Source organism: Arminella tubonensis, from assembly GCF_003240585.1.
In the GTDB taxonomy this organism is placed as follows: Bacteria; Pseudomonadota; Alphaproteobacteria; order Rhizobiales; family Rhizobiaceae; genus Rhizobium; species Rhizobium tubonense.
Map to the genome: position 1 here is coordinate 424,823 of NZ_PCDP01000001.1, position 16,709 is coordinate 441,531.

Consider the following 16,709-nt stretch of genomic DNA (forward strand, 5'->3'; position numbering starts at 1 on the left):
ATAAAGCCCGCCAACAGCCTGGCGAGGGCATTTCAGGAACGAGATATAGTCTTGATTCCATGAACATACGTTCGGAGCGAAGCAAACCCGATTGTATCCGCGCTCATCACAAATAGCGGCAAAGCTGCGATGGGGCTTTAGTTTTAGTTCAGAATTTAATGTAATTATATCGAAGAACAATTCCGTCTCGGGAACCCCATTCCCGAAAAGGTGCAATGGCACCGCCGATAACGCCTGATCAGGAAGTACCATGCGCACAGACACCGGCCAGATCGTCTATCTGGCAGACTACCGCCCCACCGACTTCGTACTGGAACGTGTGGACCTGACCTTCGAACTGGACCCGACGGAGACCAAGGTCGAAGCCCGGTTGATCTTCCACCGCCGCGAAGGCACCGATACCAAGGCGCCACTTGTTCTCGATGGCGACGAGTTGGTCCTTTCCGGCCTGCTGCTCGACCAGGTGGAATTGCCGGCCGAACAATATAGCGCGATGCCGGAAAGCCTGACGGTGCGCGACCTGCCCGAGACGGCGCCGTTCGAGCTGACTATCACCACCATCATCAACCCGGAAGCCAATACGCAGCTCATGGGTCTCTACCGCACGGGCGGCATCTACTGCACCCAGTGCGAGGCCGAGGGATTTCGTCGGATCACCTATTTCCCGGACCGGCCCGATGTGCTGGCTCCCTACACCGTCAACATCATCGCCGACAAGGCCGCCAATCCGCTGCTGCTTTCGAACGGAAACTTCCTCGGCGGCGCCGGCTATGGCGAAGGCAAGCATTTCGCCGCCTGGTTCGATCCGCATCCGAAGCCGAGCTATCTGTTCGCACTTGTCGCCGGCGATCTGGGCGTCGTCGAAGACACGTTCACGACCATGTCCGAGCGCGAGGTCGCGCTGAAGATCTATGTCGAGCACGGAAAAGAACCGAGAGCGGCCTATGCGATGGACGCACTCAAGCGTTCGATGAAGTGGGATGAGGAGACGTTCGGCCGCGAATACGATCTCGATATCTTCATGATCGTTGCCGTCTCCGATTTCAACATGGGGGCGATGGAGAACAAGGGTCTCAACGTCTTCAACGACAAATACGTGCTGGCCGACCCCGAAACGGCAACCGATGCGGACTATGCCAATATCGAAGCGATCATCGCGCATGAATATTTTCACAACTGGACCGGCAACCGCATTACCTGCCGCGACTGGTTCCAGCTTTGCCTGAAGGAAGGCCTCACGGTCTTTCGCGACCACGAGTTCTCGGCCGACCAGCGCTCCCGTCCAGTGAAGCGTATCGCCGAGGTGCGCCATCTGAAGTCGGAGCAGTTTCCCGAGGACAACGGTCCGCTCGCCCATCCGGTTCGTCCGACGAAATACCGCGAGATCAACAACTTCTATACGACGACGGTCTACGAGAAGGGCAGCGAAGTCACCCGCATGATCGCGACGCTGCTCGGCAAGGACCTGTTCAAGAAGGGCATGGACCTCTATTTCGAGCGACATGACGGCGATGCGGCAACTGTCGAGGATTTCGTCGCCTGCTTTGCCGAAGTCAGCGGTCGCGACCTGACCCAGTTTTCGCTCTGGTATCACCAGGCGGGCACACCGCTGGTCACTGCCTCCGGCACCTATGATGCGGCTAGCGCCACCTTTGCGCTCTCGCTTGAGCAGATGGTTCCGGCAACGCCCGGCCAGTCGGCCAAGGAACCGATGCACATTCCGCTGCGGCTCGGGCTCATCGCCGAAAGCGGCGCGCAGCTCACGCCCAGCGCCGTCACTGGCGCGGAGTTTACCGATGATGTCCTGCATCTGACCGAGCGGACACAGACTGCGATCTTCCAGGGGATTTCCTCGCGGCCGGTTCTGTCGCTCAACCGCAGTTTCTCCGCGCCGATCAATCTGCACTTCGACCAGAGCACGGCCGATCTGGCGCTGATCGCGCGGCATGAGAAGGATCATTTCGCCCGCTGGCAGGCGCTGACCGATCTGGCGCTTCCAAACCTCCTGCAGGCGGCGCGTGACGCGAGCCTTCGAAAGCCGATCACCTGCGACGCCGCTTTTCTCGACGCGCTGCTCGCTGCCGCCGCCGACGAGAGCCTGGAACCGGCATTCCGCGCCCAGGCGCTCGCTTTGCCTAGCGAAGCCGACATCGCCCGCGAACTCGGCAGCAACAATGATCCGGATGCGATCCACACCGGGCGACAGGCGATCCTGGCGCAGATTGCTGACGCAGGGAAAGACATCTTCGGCGCGCTCTACGACAGCGTGACTACATCGGGGGCCTTCAACCCGGACGCGGCAAGCGCCGGCCGGCGAGCATTGCGCAACACCGCTCTCGCCTTCCTGTCGCAGTCCGACAACGCCCCCGCCCGCGCCAAGGCTGTGTTCGACGCTGCGAACAACATGACCGATCTCAGCCACGCGCTGACCGTGCTCGCCCATCGCTTCCCGGGTTCTGCAGAAGCGCAGCAGGCTTTGGCGACCTTCAAGGCGCGCTATGAGAACAATGCGCTGGTGGTCGACAAATGGCTGGCGATCCAGGCGGCTATTCCCGGCGCCGAGACCCTGGAGCGGGTGAAGGGTCTCATGGAGGATCCACTGTTCAAACGCACCAATCCGAACCGGGTACGCGCGCTGGTCGGTACCTTTGCGTTCGCCAATCCGACCGGTTTCAGTCGCGCCGATGGTGCCGGCTACCGTTTCCTCGCGGAGGAAATCCTCGATATCGATGGCCGCAATCCACAGCTCGCAGCCCGGATATTGACCTCGATGCGTTCGTGGCGATCGCTGGAACCGGTGCGGGCCGACCACGCACATGCGGCCCTGATGCAGATCGAACGCTCCGGCGAGCTCTCGACCGACGTCAGGGATATTGTGGACCGCATCCTGAAAGAGTGATTTTCCGGTTGCCATCGCCATGATCGAAGCGGGTGATTTGCGCCCGCTTTTTTCTTGGGAGATGGGAAAGGCCCGTACCGCTCTTTTCATTGAGTCGTAAAAACCCTGCGATCGCAAATAGTTAAGAAAGTTTTACCGCGCCCTCTGGACAAGGCGAATCACCAGTGATTCATTAGGACAGGTTCGAGCGAGCGGGCGGCGAATCACACGAGGGATCAAGGCGGTAGAGATGGTGGACGTGCGGCGGGCAACCGCGGCCGATGGTCGGCTGCGTGTCAATTTCGACGGTCTGAAGTCGTGGCAAAACGGCCTTGCCCAGCGTGCAGGGATCCGTGCGGAGACAGTGACCCGGCGCTATCCGCAGGCGGAGAACATCCTGAAGCGGGCAATCCCTGTTCTGATCATCGCCTTCCTTGCAGTCGTCGCTGCATCGCATTTTTTCGGGATGATGATGGAGCACGCGAGAATGGAGGCGGCGACGCGCCACTCCGTCTCGCTTTCAGCGGCCGCCGCCTCGGCTGCTTTTTCCGACGATCCCACCCTGTTCGAAGCGGGCAACCGCGTTGCGGCAGAAGGTCGCCTTGCAACTTATCTGCCGCAAGACCGGCTCGACGCCAGCGGCTTCGTCCTGCTCGTCAAGGCAAGCGGTCGAGTGTTCGGCGCGTCGGCGGCAGGAACCTCCTATGTCGGGCTGGCGGTTTCCGATTTCTTTCCCGAGGTCTCCACGATCCGTCGCTTCGGCGATCGTGCCGGCGTGATCGAAACCACCATCGCCGGTGACCCCTATTATGCGGCGATCGCGCTTGTCGGCGACAAGGGCGACTTCATACTTTCAGCCTCTTCGCTCAATCAGATCGACGATCTCTGGCGCCAGGAGCTGACGCTCAACGTCACGCTGTTTGCCGGTATCTCTTCGATCCTGCTCGTCATCCTCTATGCCTACTACGTGCAGGTGAAACGCGCCCGCGACGCGGATGAAATCTTTCTCGAATCCAATCTGCGCGTCGAGACGGCGCTGTCGCGCGGCCGCTGCGGATTGTGGGATTTCGACTTTTCCAGCCGCGAGTTCTTCTGGTCGCGGTCGATGTACGACATGCTCGGACTGCCTGCCTCCGACAAGACGCTTTCCTTCGGTGATGCGGCTCGTTTGATGCATCCCGACGACAACAGCCTCTATGCACTGGCGCGCTCCGTTGCCAAGGGCAATGCCGGACAGGTCGACCAAATCCTCCGCATCCGCCATGCCAAGGGACACTACGTCTGGATGCGCGCTCGTGCCCAGGTGATCCGAACCAACTCCGGCAGCGTCCACATGATCGGTATTGCCATGGACGTGACGGAGCAGCATCGGCTGGCGCAGCGCTACGCAGAGGCCGACCAGCGCCTCGCGGACGCGATCGAATGCACGTCCGAAGCCTTCGTGCTCTGGGATAAGAACGACCGCCTGGTCATGTGCAACGCTCACTATCAGCAGGCTTACGGACTTCCCGACAGCGTATTGGTGCCAGGCACGGAACGCCTGAGCGTCTATGCAGCCGCGGCGCGGCCGGTGATCGAGCGCCGCATCGCCGACCCGGATCGCTCCGGTTATTCGCAGACGACGGAAGTGCAGCTCGCCGACGAGCGCTGGCTGCAGATCAACGAGCGGCGCACCCGCGACGGCGGCATGGTATCGGTCGGCACCGACATCACCCTCCTGAAGCGCAATCAGGAGCGCCTGCGCGATTCCGAACGCCGGCTGATGGCGACGATCAACGACCTCTCGGCGTCGCGGCAGATTCTCGAACGGCAGAAGGCCGAACTTTCGACCGCGAACAAGAATTACCTGGCCGAGAAGGATCGCGCGGAAGCCGCCAACAAGGCGAAGTCGGAATTCCTCGCCAATATGTCACACGAACTGCGCACACCGCTGAACGCCATCCTGGGCTTCTCGGAGATATTGCAGAACCAGATGTTCGGACCGCTCGGCTCCGGCAAATACGACGAATATGCCAAGGATATCCACGACAGCGGCAAGCACCTCTTGAACGTCATCAACGACATTCTCGACATGTCGAAGATCGAGGCCGGACATATCAAGCTCTATTGCGAGAGCATCGACCTCGTACCGCTCGTCGAGGAATGCCTGCGTTTCACCTCCATTCCGGCCAGAGCCAAGAATATCCTGGTCGAACAGCGCATGTGCTCCGGCATGAGCCTGACCGCGGATCGACGCGCGATGAAGCAGATCCTGCTCAACCTGCTCTCCAATGCGGTCAAGTTCACCAATGATGGGGGACGGATTGCCGTGCGCACCCGCGAAGTTTCCGGCGGCGTCGTGCTGACGATCGCCGATACCGGCATCGGCATTCCCAAATCCGCGCTTGGCAAGATCGGCCAGCCCTTCGAACAGGTGCAGAGCCAGTATGCCAAGAGCAAGGGCGGCTCCGGCCTTGGGTTGGCAATTTCCAGGTCTCTGACGATCCTGCACCACGGCCGCATGAAGATCCGCTCGCGGGTCGGGTTCGGCACCGTCATCTCGATCCACATCCCCGATCAGAACAGGCAAGTCGTAGACATGTCAGTGGGCCGTGACCGTCTGGAATATGCTGCGCACAGCTTTGGATAGACGCCGGATCTCGGCTTCGAGCGTGCGGATGTCAGGGCAATCCCCTGCCCGGCAGACGAGTTCGATCAGACCGGCGGGGGCTTCTTCCGGATCGAACAGACCGTCGACGCAAAGCCTGATCAACTGCGCGAGCTCGGTATAGAGCGCGAGCGCCTCCAGGCAGGTGTCGAGGTCGTTTCGGTCCATCAGTCTCAGACCCAGCGCCTTCAAGGCTTCCCCAGTGTTCAAGCTGCCGGTTTCGAGTTCCACACCCTTGGCCGGCGCGATGAGCCTGAGATACTGGGCGATGAATTCGATGTCGATCAATCCGCCCGGCATCAGCTTGAGGTCCCAGATGCTTTTCGGCGGCTTTTCCTGTTCGAGGAGCACGCGCATCTCAGCCACATCCCGTGCGATTTTCGCAACGTCTGATTTGGTCGAAAGCACCTCGCCGATGATCCTCTCGGCGTCGCGGATCAGGCCGTCGTCACCACAGAGCAGACGAGCGCGGCTGAGCGCCATATGCTCCCAGGTCCAGGCTTCCTCGCGCTGGTATTTTTCGAAGGAATTGATGCGGGTGGCGACCGGGCCCTTGTTGCCGGACGGGCGCAGGCGCATGTCCACCTCGTAGAGGACACCTTCGGCCGTCGGGGCCGAGAGTGCGGCGATCAGCCTCTGCGTGATGCGGGTGAAATAGCGCGTCGCATCGAGAGGCTTCGGGCCGTCGGATTCGCCTGCATCATCGTCGTAGTCGTAGAGCAGGATGATGTCGATGTCGGAACCGGCGGTGAGTTCGAAACTGCCGAGCTTGCCCATGCCCATGATCGCGACGCGACCGCCGGGATAGTCGCCATGCGCCAGTCTTACCTCCTTCATCACAGCCTCGAAGGCTGCTGCGACGACGAGATCAGCCAGATGCGTGAAGGCGCGTGCCGCCATCGCGCCGCTGATGCCGCCGGTCAGGAGACGGATGCCGATAAGGAAGCGCTGCTCGGACGCGAAAATCCGCAACCGGTCGAGGATCTCCTCGTAGTGGCGCGCGGAGACCAGGAAGCTCTTGATGCGCCCTGCGAGATAGTCGCGCGTCGGAAGCTCCGCCATCAGGCCCGGGTCCAGCATGCCGTCGAATACATGCGGCTTTGCAGCGATGATATCGGCGAGACGAGGTGCCGAGGACATGATGTTGACAATGAGGGACAGGAGGGCCGGATTGTTACCGAGAAGGGAGAAAAGCTGGATCCCCGCCGGCAGCCCGGAGAGGAAGTTGTTGAAGCGAAGCAACGCTTCGTCGGCCCTCTTGTTTGCGCCGAACACCTGCAGCAGTTCCGGCGTCAGTTCCGTAAGGCGCTCGCGGGCCTCGACCGACTGGGTGGCACGATAGCGCCCATAGTGCCAGGTCCTGATGACGCGCGAGATGTCCGACGGCCGCTCGAAACCAAGCTTGCGCAGCGTCTCCAGCGTATCCGGATCGTCGTTCTGGCCGGTGAAGACAAGATTGCCCGCTTCGTTTGAAAGCTTCGCTTCCTGTTCGAAAAGCCTGGAATAGCGCCGCTCGACCGTCTTCAGGATTGAAACAAGCGCCTCGGAAAAACTCGGCGTATCGCTGAAACCCATCATGAAGGCGATGCGCTTCAGCTCGCTTTCCGTCTCAGGCAGCAGATGTGTCTGCTCGTCCCGGACCATCTGAATCCGATGCTCGACATTGCGGAGAAACCAGTAGGCACCCGTCAGCTCATCGCGGGTTTCCTCGTCGATCCACTTCGCCTTCGTCAGTTCTTCCAGCGTTTCCTCGGTGGCGCGGGAACGCAGGGCCGGCATGCGGCCACCGGCAATCAGCTGTTGGGTCTGGACGAAAAACTCGATCTCGCGGATGCCGCCGCGACCGAGCTTGACGTTGTGGCCCTTCACCGCGATTGCGCCGTGTCCCTTGTGGACGTGGATCTGGCGCTTGATGGAATGGATGTCGGCAATTGCGGCGTAATCCAGATACTTGCGGAAGACAAAGGGGACGAGATCCTGCACGAAGGCGGCACCGGCTACCCTGTCACCACCGACTGGACGGGCCTTGATGAAGGCAGCTCGCTCCCAGTTCTGCCCACGGCCCTCGTAATATATCATCGCGGCATCGACGGGCATCGCAAGCGGCGTTGCACCGGGATCGGGGCGTAGGCGCAGGTCGGTGCGAAACACATAGCCGTCGGCGGTGCGCTCTTGCAGGATACGGACCAGCCGACGCATCAGCCGTGGGAAAATCTCGATAGCATCCTGCGGATCGGGCACGATGCCGGCCGTCTCGTCGAAAAAGATGACGAGGTCGATATCCGAAGAATAGTTCAGCTCTTCGGCGCCGAGCTTTCCCATTCCGAGCACGATGAGCCCAGAGCCCTCGCTCGGACGCGCAGGGTCCTTCAGGACTATCTTGCCCGCATGGTGTGCCGAGAGCAGCAGGTGATCGATGGTGGCTGAAATCGCACCTTCGGCGAGCGCGCTCAACCAGCTCGTGGTGGCGCGGGCGTCGAAGACGCGTGCAAGATCGGCAAGCGCGATCAGGAAGGCCGCCTTTCGCTTGATGATGCGCAGGCGGCTCATGACTTCGGACTCGGACGGCTGCCCCTCTCCCGGCAGCGTCTCCCAGGCATGGCGCGCCGCCACGACGAGTTGCTCGATCTGCGGCTCAAGCGGCTGCTCGATGGCCGCGGCGAGCACGGTTGGATCCAGCTTGGCCATGTCGCGCAGATAGGGCGATAAGGTCAGCACGCTGATGACAAACTCGCGCAGAGGCGTTTCACCCTCGAGAAGCGTCGCGACCGCCGGCTCCGATTTGCCGATGTCTTTTAGATCAGCCAGGACAGACTTCGCTTCGGTCTGATTGACGGGGCGAAGCAGCCCCTTTTGAACAGAAGCAAGACGATGATCGGATGTCGGCATGCGGCTCTCCGGCCTCGCGAGGAATCGCGACGCGTCACTGACAACCTAGGGCCATCAGCGGATGACGCCAATAGGGTGCTTGAAGCGCGCTGTCAGTCCTTCTTCGCAGGGAAGACAATGCTGGCCGTCAGACCACGCGAATCGGTGCTCTCCGCGTCCGTGTCGGAAAGCTCCAGCCGTCCGCCATGCAGCTCCATCACCGCCTCGACCAGCGACAGGCCGAGGCCCGTACCGGGTTTGGAGCGGCTCTCGTCCATGCGGTAGAAGCGTTTGACTACATCCTCGCGCTTCTGGACAGGAATGCCCGGGCCGTGGTCAGCGATACAGAGGTGGACGCCATCTGGACGTTGCAGAAGCCGAAGTGTCACCTCCGGCTTGCCGGCGCCTCCCGGCGCATATTTGACGGCGTTGTCGATCAGATTGAAGATCGCCTGGCCGATCAGTTCGCGGTTGCCCTGGACCTCGATGCCGGGTTCGATATCCGTCGTCAGTGCCAGACCGGCCTCCTCGGCGACAGGTTCGTAGAGCTCGGCCGTATCAGCGACGATTGCCGAGATATCGACCGGCGTCATCTCGGCTGCGACGGAGCCCGCCTCAACGCGTGAAATCATCAGCAGGGCATTGAACGTGCGGATCAACTGGTCGGACTCGCCGATGATCCCTTCGAGCGCAACGCGGCGACCTTCACCGTCGGCGCTGTCGAGCGCATCGGCCGCCTTGTTGCGAAGGCGGGTCAGCGGTGTCTTCAGGTCGTGGGCGATGTTGTCGGAGACCTGGCGAAGCCCCTCGTTCAGCTTCTCGATGCGTTCAAGCATGGTATTCAGCGAATCCGACATGCGGTCGAATTCGTCGCCGGAGCCGCCGGATGGCAGGCGCTGGGAAAGGTCGCCAGCCATGATCTTGCGGCTGGCGTCAGTCATACGATCGATACGCTTCAGCGCATTGCGGCCGATGGCGAACCATATGACCAGCGCGCCGACGCCCATGATCGCCAAAGCCAGCATCAGCGCCTGGCGGACCAGCACGCGGAACCGCTCCGGCTCCCCAAGGTCGCGGCCGATCAGGATGCGAAGACCGTTGTCCAGCGTGAAGATGTTGGCGATCGCCAGGTGCCGTTTCTCGGCGCCGGTGTCCGCATAGCGATCGTAGAGAAAGGGAAGCTCCGTCCAGCCCTCATCGTCGAAGACGCCCGGCTGCACGGAGGCAACGTTGCCGGCGAGGATATCGCCCGATGGACCGGCGATGACATAGAGATTGGCACCCGGTTGGCGGGCGCGACGCTCCATGGTGCGCAACAAAAGGTTCAGCCCGCCGACTTCGTAGGCGTGCTTGACCTGGTTGACTTCCTGCTGGACCGCATCGCGGATCTGCCCGGTCAACAACCGTTCCGACATCGCCGTGACATAGAAGACCAGCGTCGCGGCGCAGAGTGCGAACAGAAGAATATAAAGGGCAGAAAGGCGAACCGCTGTCGACTTGAAGAGGACGCGGAAGCGACTCATCCCTCGTCCTTGATCATATAGCCGGCACCCCGGATCGTCTTCAGAAGCGGCATATTGAAGTCTTTCTCGATCTTCGAGCGCAGCCGCGAGACGTGGACGTCGATGACATTGGTCTGCGGATCGAAGTGGTAATCCCAGACGTTTTCGAGCAGCATCGTGCGGGTAACGACCTGCCCGGCATTCTTCATCAGGTACTCAAGAAGACGGAATTCGCGCGGCTGCAGGACGATCTCCTTGCCCGCACGGCGAACCTCGTGCGAAAGCCGGTCGAGCTCCAGGTCACCGACGCGATAGAGCACGTCCTGGTCAGGCGTTCCCTTGCGGCGGCCGAGAACCTCGACGCGGGCCAGCAATTCGCTGAAAGCATATGGCTTCGGCAGGTAGTCGTCGCCGCCGGCACGCAAACCCGTGACCCTGTCGTCCACCTGGCCGAGTGCCGACAGGATGAGAACAGGCGTATGCACGCTCTTGCGGCGCAGCTCGCCGATCACCGACAGGCCGTCACGGCGCGGGAGCATGCGATCGATGACTATCACGTCATAGGAGTTCTCGGTGCCCATGAAGAGACCGCTCTCGCCGTCGCTTGCATGATCGGCAACGATGCCGGCTTCCCGGAACGCCTTCGTCAGATAGGCGGCGGCTTCGAGGTCGTCTTCAATGATCAAAATCTTCATATGGACGACAATACTCGCCGGTCGCGCCTCTGCACAACCAGAATCGGGCGTATTGGCGGAATCGGGACTGTCGACGGTATCTTGGCTGCCGGGGGTCATGTTTTCACCCATCATCGATCAAGAAGCGACGAAGCCGTGCAAGCGGTCGGCCTGCACGGCTCCGTTTGTCGTTGGATCGGAACTCAGCCCTGATTGAGCGGGAGAGCGACGAAGCGGCTTCCGCTGTTGGACTGGATCTGGAAGAGCGCCTTGGTGCGACCATCCTTCTTCGCCTGGGTGATGACCTTGGCGATGTCAGCCGCGTTGGCCACTTCCTGGTTGTTGACGGAGGTGATCTTCTCGCCTTCCTTCACGCCCTTGTCGGCGGCGTCGCTATCCGGATCGACGCCGGTGATGGCGACGCCCTTGCCGTCGTCAGACGGACCGACGGTCAGGCCGAGATCGGCAAGCGCCTTTTCGGAGGCCGGCTGCTGAGGCGTTGCCTGCTGAGGCGCGTTATCGTCGTTCGACGCTTCCTTCTGCTCTGCCGGCAGCGTGCCGAGATCGACCGTGACCGACTGCGGTTTGCCATCGCGCCAGAGCGAGACTTCAACCTTCTTGCCAGGTGCCATGGCACCGATGCGGCGGGCGAGATCGCGTGGATCCTTCACGGTTTCGCCATTGACCGCGGTCACGACGTCGCCGTTCTTGATACCAGCCTTCTGGCCGGGCGAACCTTCCTGCGGAGAGACGACGAGTGCGCCGCTCGCTTCGGAAAGGCCAAGCGATTCAGCGATATCCTTGGAGACCGGCTGGATCTGGACGCCGAGCCAACCGCGGGAAACCGAGCCGTCCTTGATAAGGTCGGCGACGACATCCTTGGCAGTCGTCGACGGGATGGCGAAGGCGATGCCGACGCTGCCGCCTGATGGCGAGAAGATTGCGGTGTTGATACCGACGACTTCACCGCTGAGGTTGAAGGTTGGGCCGCCCGAATTGCCACGGTTCACGGCTGCGTCGACCTGGAGGTAGTCGTCGTAGGGACCGGAGCCGATGTCACGGCCGCGAGCGGAGATGATGCCTGCGGTGACGGTGCCGCCGAGGCCGAAGGGGTTGCCGACGGCAACGACCCAGTCGCCGACGCGGACCTTTTCGTCATCGGCCCACTTCACGTAGGTAAACTTGCGCTTGTCATCCACCTTGAGGACGGCGAGATCGGTGCGCGGGTCCTTGCCGATCAGCTTGGCATCGAGTTCGGTGCCGTCCGTGAGGACAACGACGAAGGCGGCGCCATCGGAGACGACGTGGTTGTTGGTGACGAGGTAGCCGTCTTCAGAGATGAAGAAGCCGGAGCCCTGTGCGACAGGGCGAAGGCGGCCCTTGCCGTCAGGCTTGGCTTTCTGGCCTTCCTGCGGGCCGTGGCCATTCTGCTGCTCGCCGAACTGGCGGAAGAATTTCTTCAGCGGGTGGTCATCGGGAAGCTCGTCAAAGCCGCGGCCGAGACCGAAGCTGTCGTCATCATCGGCGACCGGATTGGCGCGCGATTCGACGCGCACGGAAACAACGGCGGGCGAAACAGCATCAACGACATTGGCGAAGCTCGGAACCTGCGGGGCTTGAACGACGACGGCCTCGGCATATGACCGGGAGATTTCGATCGGAATGCCCGTCGCAAGCACTGCGACCGCGAGACCCGCGACGGCGGATGCCTTCAAAGCGGTGCTGCGGGACAGACGTTCCTTGATGGTCCTGAACATGTTCGTACCTTCTCTTCTTCTCTTCTGACTTATGGAGCCGGGATGGGCGATGATCAGCTCGTACAGAAGATATAGGAGTTCGGACGTTACCGTGAACTGTCCTGGCAATGAAAAGTTGGTAATGTTGTAAAATGTTTCTCGTTGGCTCCCGACCCGGAGAACAAGCTTGCGTTACTTTGCGAGAATCTCGTTGAGGCGCTTTTCCTCGTCTGTCGTCAGGAGCGTCCCCGTCGGCTTGCCACTGCGACGCCTGGCATAGATGAAAAGGGCCGCGCCTCCGACACAAAACAGCGCCACCGGCGCGCCCCAGAGCAGCCACGTCTTCTCGCTGAGCCGCGGTTTCAACAGCACGAACTCGCCGTAGCGCGAAACAAGATAGTCGACCACCTGCCGGTCGCTGTCGCCATCAACGAGGCGCTTTCGCACCAGCAGACGAAGATCGCGCGCCAGATCCGCGTTCGAATCGTCGATCGACTGGTTCTGACAGACCATGCAGCGCAGTTCCGTGGAGATATGCCGCGCCCGCGCCTCCAGTGCCGGGTCCGTGAGAACTTCGTCGGGATTGACCGCGAAGGCTGCGAGCGGAGCAAGGAGCAGGACGAGAAAGAGGGATAGGCGGAGGAGAACGGGGCTTCTTCGGCGCGAAGGGTGCGGCAACCTCCCCTTCTCCCCTCGGGGAGAAGGGGGTCCGAAGGACCGGATGAGGGGGGCAGCTTGCTCCGGATTCGCGCGAAGAGCCCCCTCATCCGCCCTTCGGGCACCTTCTCCCCGAGGGGAGAAGGGGGAAGTGAGGATCCCTCTCATTCCGCAGGCTCCATGGCCGGGCGCGCGGCTTTTGCGCGTCGGCTGGGGGCGCCGACCCGCAGGCGTCGATCGCTGAGCGAGACCAGCCCGCCGAGCGCCATGATGATGGCTCCACCCCAGATGCAGACGATGTAGGGCTTCCACCAGATGCGAACGACAATGCTTCCATCGTTGCCGGCGTCGCCGAGCGAGACGTAGAGCTGGCTGAGGCCGAAGGTCAGGATGCCGGCTTCGGTGGTGGCCGATTTCCGTGCTGTAAACAGCCGCTTGGCGGAGGTGACTTCGGCGACCGCGACGCCGCCGCGGCTGACAGTGAAGTGACCGCGGTCCTCGGTAAAATTGGCCCCGATGCCCGGCGTCATGCCGTCGAATCGCAAGGTGTAGCCGCCAAGATCCGCCGTTCCACCCGGCTTCAGCTCGGTGATGTCTTCCGTCTGGAACGTGGAGACCGCGATGATGCCGAGGACGGTGACGCCGAGGCCGGCATGGGCGAGCGCCGTGCCGAAGGCAGAGCGTGGCAACCCGGCCAGCCGGCGCCAGGCAACGTCGCCCGCCACCTTGCCGATTCCGGCGCGAAACCAGAGATCGGTCAACGCGCCGAAGATCAGGAACAATCCCGCCGCCAGACCAAGGATCGCCATGACGGGGCCGCCATGCTGCATGTAGAACCACACGACCGCAGTCGCGAATGCCAGCCCTGCGGCTGCATATAGCCGCTGAAGCACGCCGAGCAGGTCGCCGCGCTTCCACGACAGCAGCGGTCCGAAGGGAACGGCCACCAGCAGCGGGATCATCAGGAGGCCGAACGTCAAGTTGAAAAATGGTGGGCCGACCGAGATCTTGTCGTCGGTCAGGGTTTCCAGTGCCAGGGGATAAAGCGTCCCGGTCAACACAGTGCCGCAGGCAACGGTCAGGATGAGATTATTCAGCACCAACGCACCCTCGCGCGAAATCGGTGCGAATAGCCCGCCGGAGGTGAGCTTTGGCGCGCGGAAGGCAAAGAGCGACAATGCGCCGCCGATGAAGATCAGCAATATGCAGAGGATGAAGACGCCGCGTGTCGGGTCGCTGGCAAAGGCGTGGACGGAAGTGAGGACCCCGGAGCGGACAAGGAATGTGCCGAGCAAGGACAGCGAGAAGGTGAGGATCGCCAGAAGCACTGTCCAGATCTTCAGGGCATCGCGTTTTTCCATGACCAGCGCCGAGTGCAGCAACGCGGTACCCGCCAGCCACGGCATGAACGACGCATTTTCAACCGGGTCCCAAAACCACCAGCCGCCCCAGCCGAGTTCGTAATAGGCCCAGTAAGAACCCATAGCGATGCCGGCTGTCAGGCATGTCCAGGCGGCAAGCGTCCAGGGGCGGACCCAGCGTGCCCAGGCGGCGTCGATGCGGCCCTCGATCAAAGCAGCGACGGCGAACGAGAAGCAGACGGAGAAGCCGACATAACCGAGATAGAGAAGCGGGGGATGAATGGCGAGGCCGATATCCTGCAGTACCGGGTTGAGGTCCTTGCCCTCGGCCGGAGCCGGGCTGAGGCGCGTAAACGGGTTCGAGGTCAAGAGGATGAAGACCAGGAAGGCGACCGAGATCCATGCCTGGACGGACAGCACGTTGGACCGCAGCGTGTCCGGTAGGTTGCGGCCGAACAAGGCCACCAGCGCGCTGAACAGCGTCAGGATCAGAAGCCAGAGCATCATCGATCCCTCGTGATTGCCCCAGACGCCCGAGATCTTGAACACCAGCGGCACCAGCGAATGCGAGTTTTCCCAGACATTGGCCACCGAAAAATCGGAGACGACATGCGCGTAGGTGAGCACCGCAAAGGAAAAGGCTACAAGCGCGAACATCGCCAAAGAACCGGGCTGCGCCACATCCATCATCGACTGGTCGAGCCGCCGGGCACCGAGCGCCGGGATGATCGAGACGATGATCGCGGTCGCCAGCGCCAGAACCAGTGCGTAATGTCCAAGCTCGATGATCATTTGCTGGCTTCCTGGCCTTTCCAGACACCGTCCTTCTTCAGGCGGTCGGCGACCTCTTTCGGCATATAGCGTTCATCATGCTTGGCGAGCACCGTGTCGGCAACGAAAACATTGTCGCCCGGCTCGAACCTGCCCTCGGTAACGACGCCCTGCCCTTCGCGGAAAAGATCGGGCAGAATGCCGGTATATTTGACCTTGATCGCGTCCGAGCCGTCGGTGACAGCGAACTGCACGGTCGTGCCTTCGCCACGAACGACCGTTCCTTCGCCGACCAGCCCACCGAGGCGGATCAGCGTGCCGGGCGCGATCGGATTCTTGGCAAGGTCGCCCGGCATGTAGAAATAGGCGACGGACTGGCTGAAGGCGAACAACACCAGCAGCACGGCGGCGATGATGAAGCTCATGCCGCCGCCGATGACGGCCAGGCGCTTCTGCTTGCGGGTCATGGCTGCTTTTCCTCCAGGGGAAGACCCAGTTCCTTCGCCAACGTCACCAATTGCTGGCCCTGCCCGCTATCAGCAGGAAAGGCTGCGAGGCCGCGCTTCAGCGCATCCGTAGCGCGGTCTTTGTCGTTGAGAACGGCGTAGGAGCGAACGAGACGGATCCATCCTTCGAAATTATCAGGGTTTTCCGTCAGCTTGGCATTGAGGCTTTCGACCATGCCGCGGATCATCTGCTGGCGATCGCCGGAATTCATGGTCTCCGCCGAGGCGATGTCGCCAGCGGTCGGGTTGCCGGGCGCATCAGGATCAGCCGCGGCGACGACCGGCACACCACCGTTCTTGGCGATATGCTCGTTGACGAGTGGAACCCAAGGCGCGTCAGCGGGCGATTCCTTCGCGAGCGCCGTAAAAGCGTCCTTTGCTTCCTCGGCTTTGCCCTCCTGTTCGAAGGCGAGGGCGATATAGAATTTCGCACGCGGATTGGCTGGATCGAGTTTGACCAACTGCTGCAGGACATCGCGAGCCTCCGCGGTGACCATGCCATCCGACACCGCCATCAGCACTTCCGCCAGACTTCCGAGCCTCTCAGGCGTCGGCCCGAGCAGGCGGATGGCGTTGCGATAGGCCATCTCGGCGTCGGCGACCCGCATCGTCTTGAAATAGATCGGGGCGAGCACTTCCCAGCCTTTTCCGTCGTTCGGGTCCTCGGCCAGATGACGCTCGGCTTTTGCGACGAGGATTGCCATGTCGTTGCCGGGATTTGCGAGCCGCGCCTCGAGCGGCTGCGACGGGAGCCCGGGATTGCCGGTCGCCAAGTACAGACAGAGCCCGATGACCGGGAGCACGACGACAATGAAGGCCTGCGCCAGACGGTATCGGCTCGGGCGGGCCGCCAATTTCTCGGCCGGCCCAGTGGAAGACACAGCCAGCAAGCGGCGGCCGATTTCGGCGCGGGCATAGCCGGCCTGCTCGGCAGTGATCAGGTCTCCCGCCAGATCGCGGTCGAGTTCACGGAGCTGGTCGCGGTAGACGGCCGCCTCGCCGGCTCGGCTATCCTCAGCCGCCTGCGCTCCGCGCAAGAGCGGATGAAGCAGAATGGCGCCGACGCCCGCCGTCAGAACGGCCACGAGAATCCAGAACAGCATAGGAAG

The 16,709-nt window shown here is 61.9% G+C and carries 9 protein-coding genes and 1 pseudogene; 2 read left to right on the forward strand and 8 right to left on the reverse strand.

Translation table 11 applies throughout. From position 1 onward, the window contains the following. Positions 1 to 250: 250 nt before the first annotated feature. Entirely contained in the window at positions 251 to 2,899 is a 2,649-nt protein-coding gene (gene pepN / locus CPY51_RS02175; RefSeq protein ID WP_111158391.1) for an aminopeptidase N, read from the forward strand. 229 nt (positions 2,900 to 3,128) lie between these two features. Further along, positions 3,129 to 5,435 (forward strand): annotated as a pseudogene (locus tag CPY51_RS02180) (PAS domain-containing sensor histidine kinase); the annotation flags it as partial. A gap of 24 nt (positions 5,436 to 5,459) precedes the next feature. Here CPY51_RS02180 and CPY51_RS02185 read toward each other — a convergent pair. From CPY51_RS02185 to ccmI, 8 genes are all read right to left on the reverse strand, one after another. Then, positions 5,460 to 8,414, reverse strand: coding sequence for a bifunctional [glutamine synthetase] adenylyltransferase/[glutamine synthetase]-adenylyl-L-tyrosine phosphorylase (locus CPY51_RS02185; protein WP_111158393.1), 2,955 nt, complete (start codon positions 8,412 to 8,414; stop codon positions 5,460 to 5,462). 92 nt (positions 8,415 to 8,506) lie between these two features. Next, entirely contained in the window at positions 8,507 to 9,916 is a 1,410-nt protein-coding gene (locus tag CPY51_RS02190) for a sensor histidine kinase (protein ID WP_111158394.1), read from the reverse strand. Then, positions 9,913 to 10,590 (reverse strand): response regulator transcription factor, encoded by a 678-nt coding sequence (locus CPY51_RS02195; RefSeq protein WP_111158637.1) that lies wholly within the window; start codon positions 10,588 to 10,590, stop codon positions 9,913 to 9,915. Before CPY51_RS02195 ends, CPY51_RS02190 begins: the two co-directional genes overlap by 4 nt. 182 nt (positions 10,591 to 10,772) lie before the next feature. Then, complete coding sequence (locus CPY51_RS02200; protein ID WP_111158395.1) at positions 10,773 to 12,326, reverse strand: Do family serine endopeptidase; 1,554 nt, start codon at positions 12,324 to 12,326, stop codon at positions 10,773 to 10,775. A gap of 171 nt (positions 12,327 to 12,497) precedes the next feature. Next, positions 12,498 to 12,983 (reverse strand): cytochrome c-type biogenesis protein, encoded by a 486-nt coding sequence (locus tag CPY51_RS02205; protein WP_244598386.1) that lies wholly within the window; start codon positions 12,981 to 12,983, stop codon positions 12,498 to 12,500. Between the two features lie 143 nt (positions 12,984 to 13,126). Further along, positions 13,127 to 15,115, reverse strand: coding sequence for a heme lyase CcmF/NrfE family subunit (locus CPY51_RS02210; RefSeq protein ID WP_111158397.1), 1,989 nt, complete (start codon positions 15,113 to 15,115; stop codon positions 13,127 to 13,129). Continuing rightward, positions 15,112 to 15,561, reverse strand: coding sequence for a cytochrome c maturation protein CcmE (gene ccmE / locus CPY51_RS02215; protein WP_111158398.1), 450 nt, complete (start codon positions 15,559 to 15,561; stop codon positions 15,112 to 15,114). Before ccmE ends, CPY51_RS02210 begins: the two co-directional genes overlap by 4 nt. Then, complete coding sequence (gene ccmI, locus CPY51_RS02220; RefSeq protein WP_111158399.1) at positions 15,558 to 16,703, reverse strand: c-type cytochrome biogenesis protein CcmI; 1,146 nt, start codon at positions 16,701 to 16,703, stop codon at positions 15,558 to 15,560. Before ccmI ends, ccmE begins: the two co-directional genes overlap by 4 nt. Positions 16,704 to 16,709 lie beyond the last annotated feature (6 nt).

Excerpts from the sequence above, each read along its gene's own strand:
- pepN (WP_111158391.1), top strand. The coding sequence starts at position 251 with ATGCGCACAGACACCGGCCAGATCGTCTATCTGGCAGACTACCGCCCC.
- CPY51_RS02185 (WP_111158393.1), bottom strand. The coding sequence starts at position 8,414 with ATGCCGACATCCGATCATCGTCTTGCTTCTGTTCAAAAGGGGCTGCTT.
- CPY51_RS02190 (WP_111158394.1), bottom strand. The coding sequence starts at position 9,916 with ATGAGTCGCTTCCGCGTCCTCTTCAAGTCGACAGCGGTTCGCCTTTCT.
- CPY51_RS02195 (WP_111158637.1), bottom strand. The coding sequence starts at position 10,590 with ATGAAGATTTTGATCATTGAAGACGACCTCGAAGCCGCCGCCTATCTG.
- CPY51_RS02200 (WP_111158395.1), bottom strand. The coding sequence starts at position 12,326 with ATGTTCAGGACCATCAAGGAACGTCTGTCCCGCAGCACCGCTTTGAAG.
- CPY51_RS02210 (WP_111158397.1), bottom strand. The coding sequence starts at position 15,115 with ATGATCATCGAGCTTGGACATTACGCACTGGTTCTGGCGCTGGCGACC.
- ccmE (WP_111158398.1), bottom strand. The coding sequence starts at position 15,561 with ATGACCCGCAAGCAGAAGCGCCTGGCCGTCATCGGCGGCGGCATGAGC.
- ccmI (WP_111158399.1), bottom strand. The coding sequence starts at position 16,703 with ATGCTGTTCTGGATTCTCGTGGCCGTTCTGACGGCGGGCGTCGGCGCC.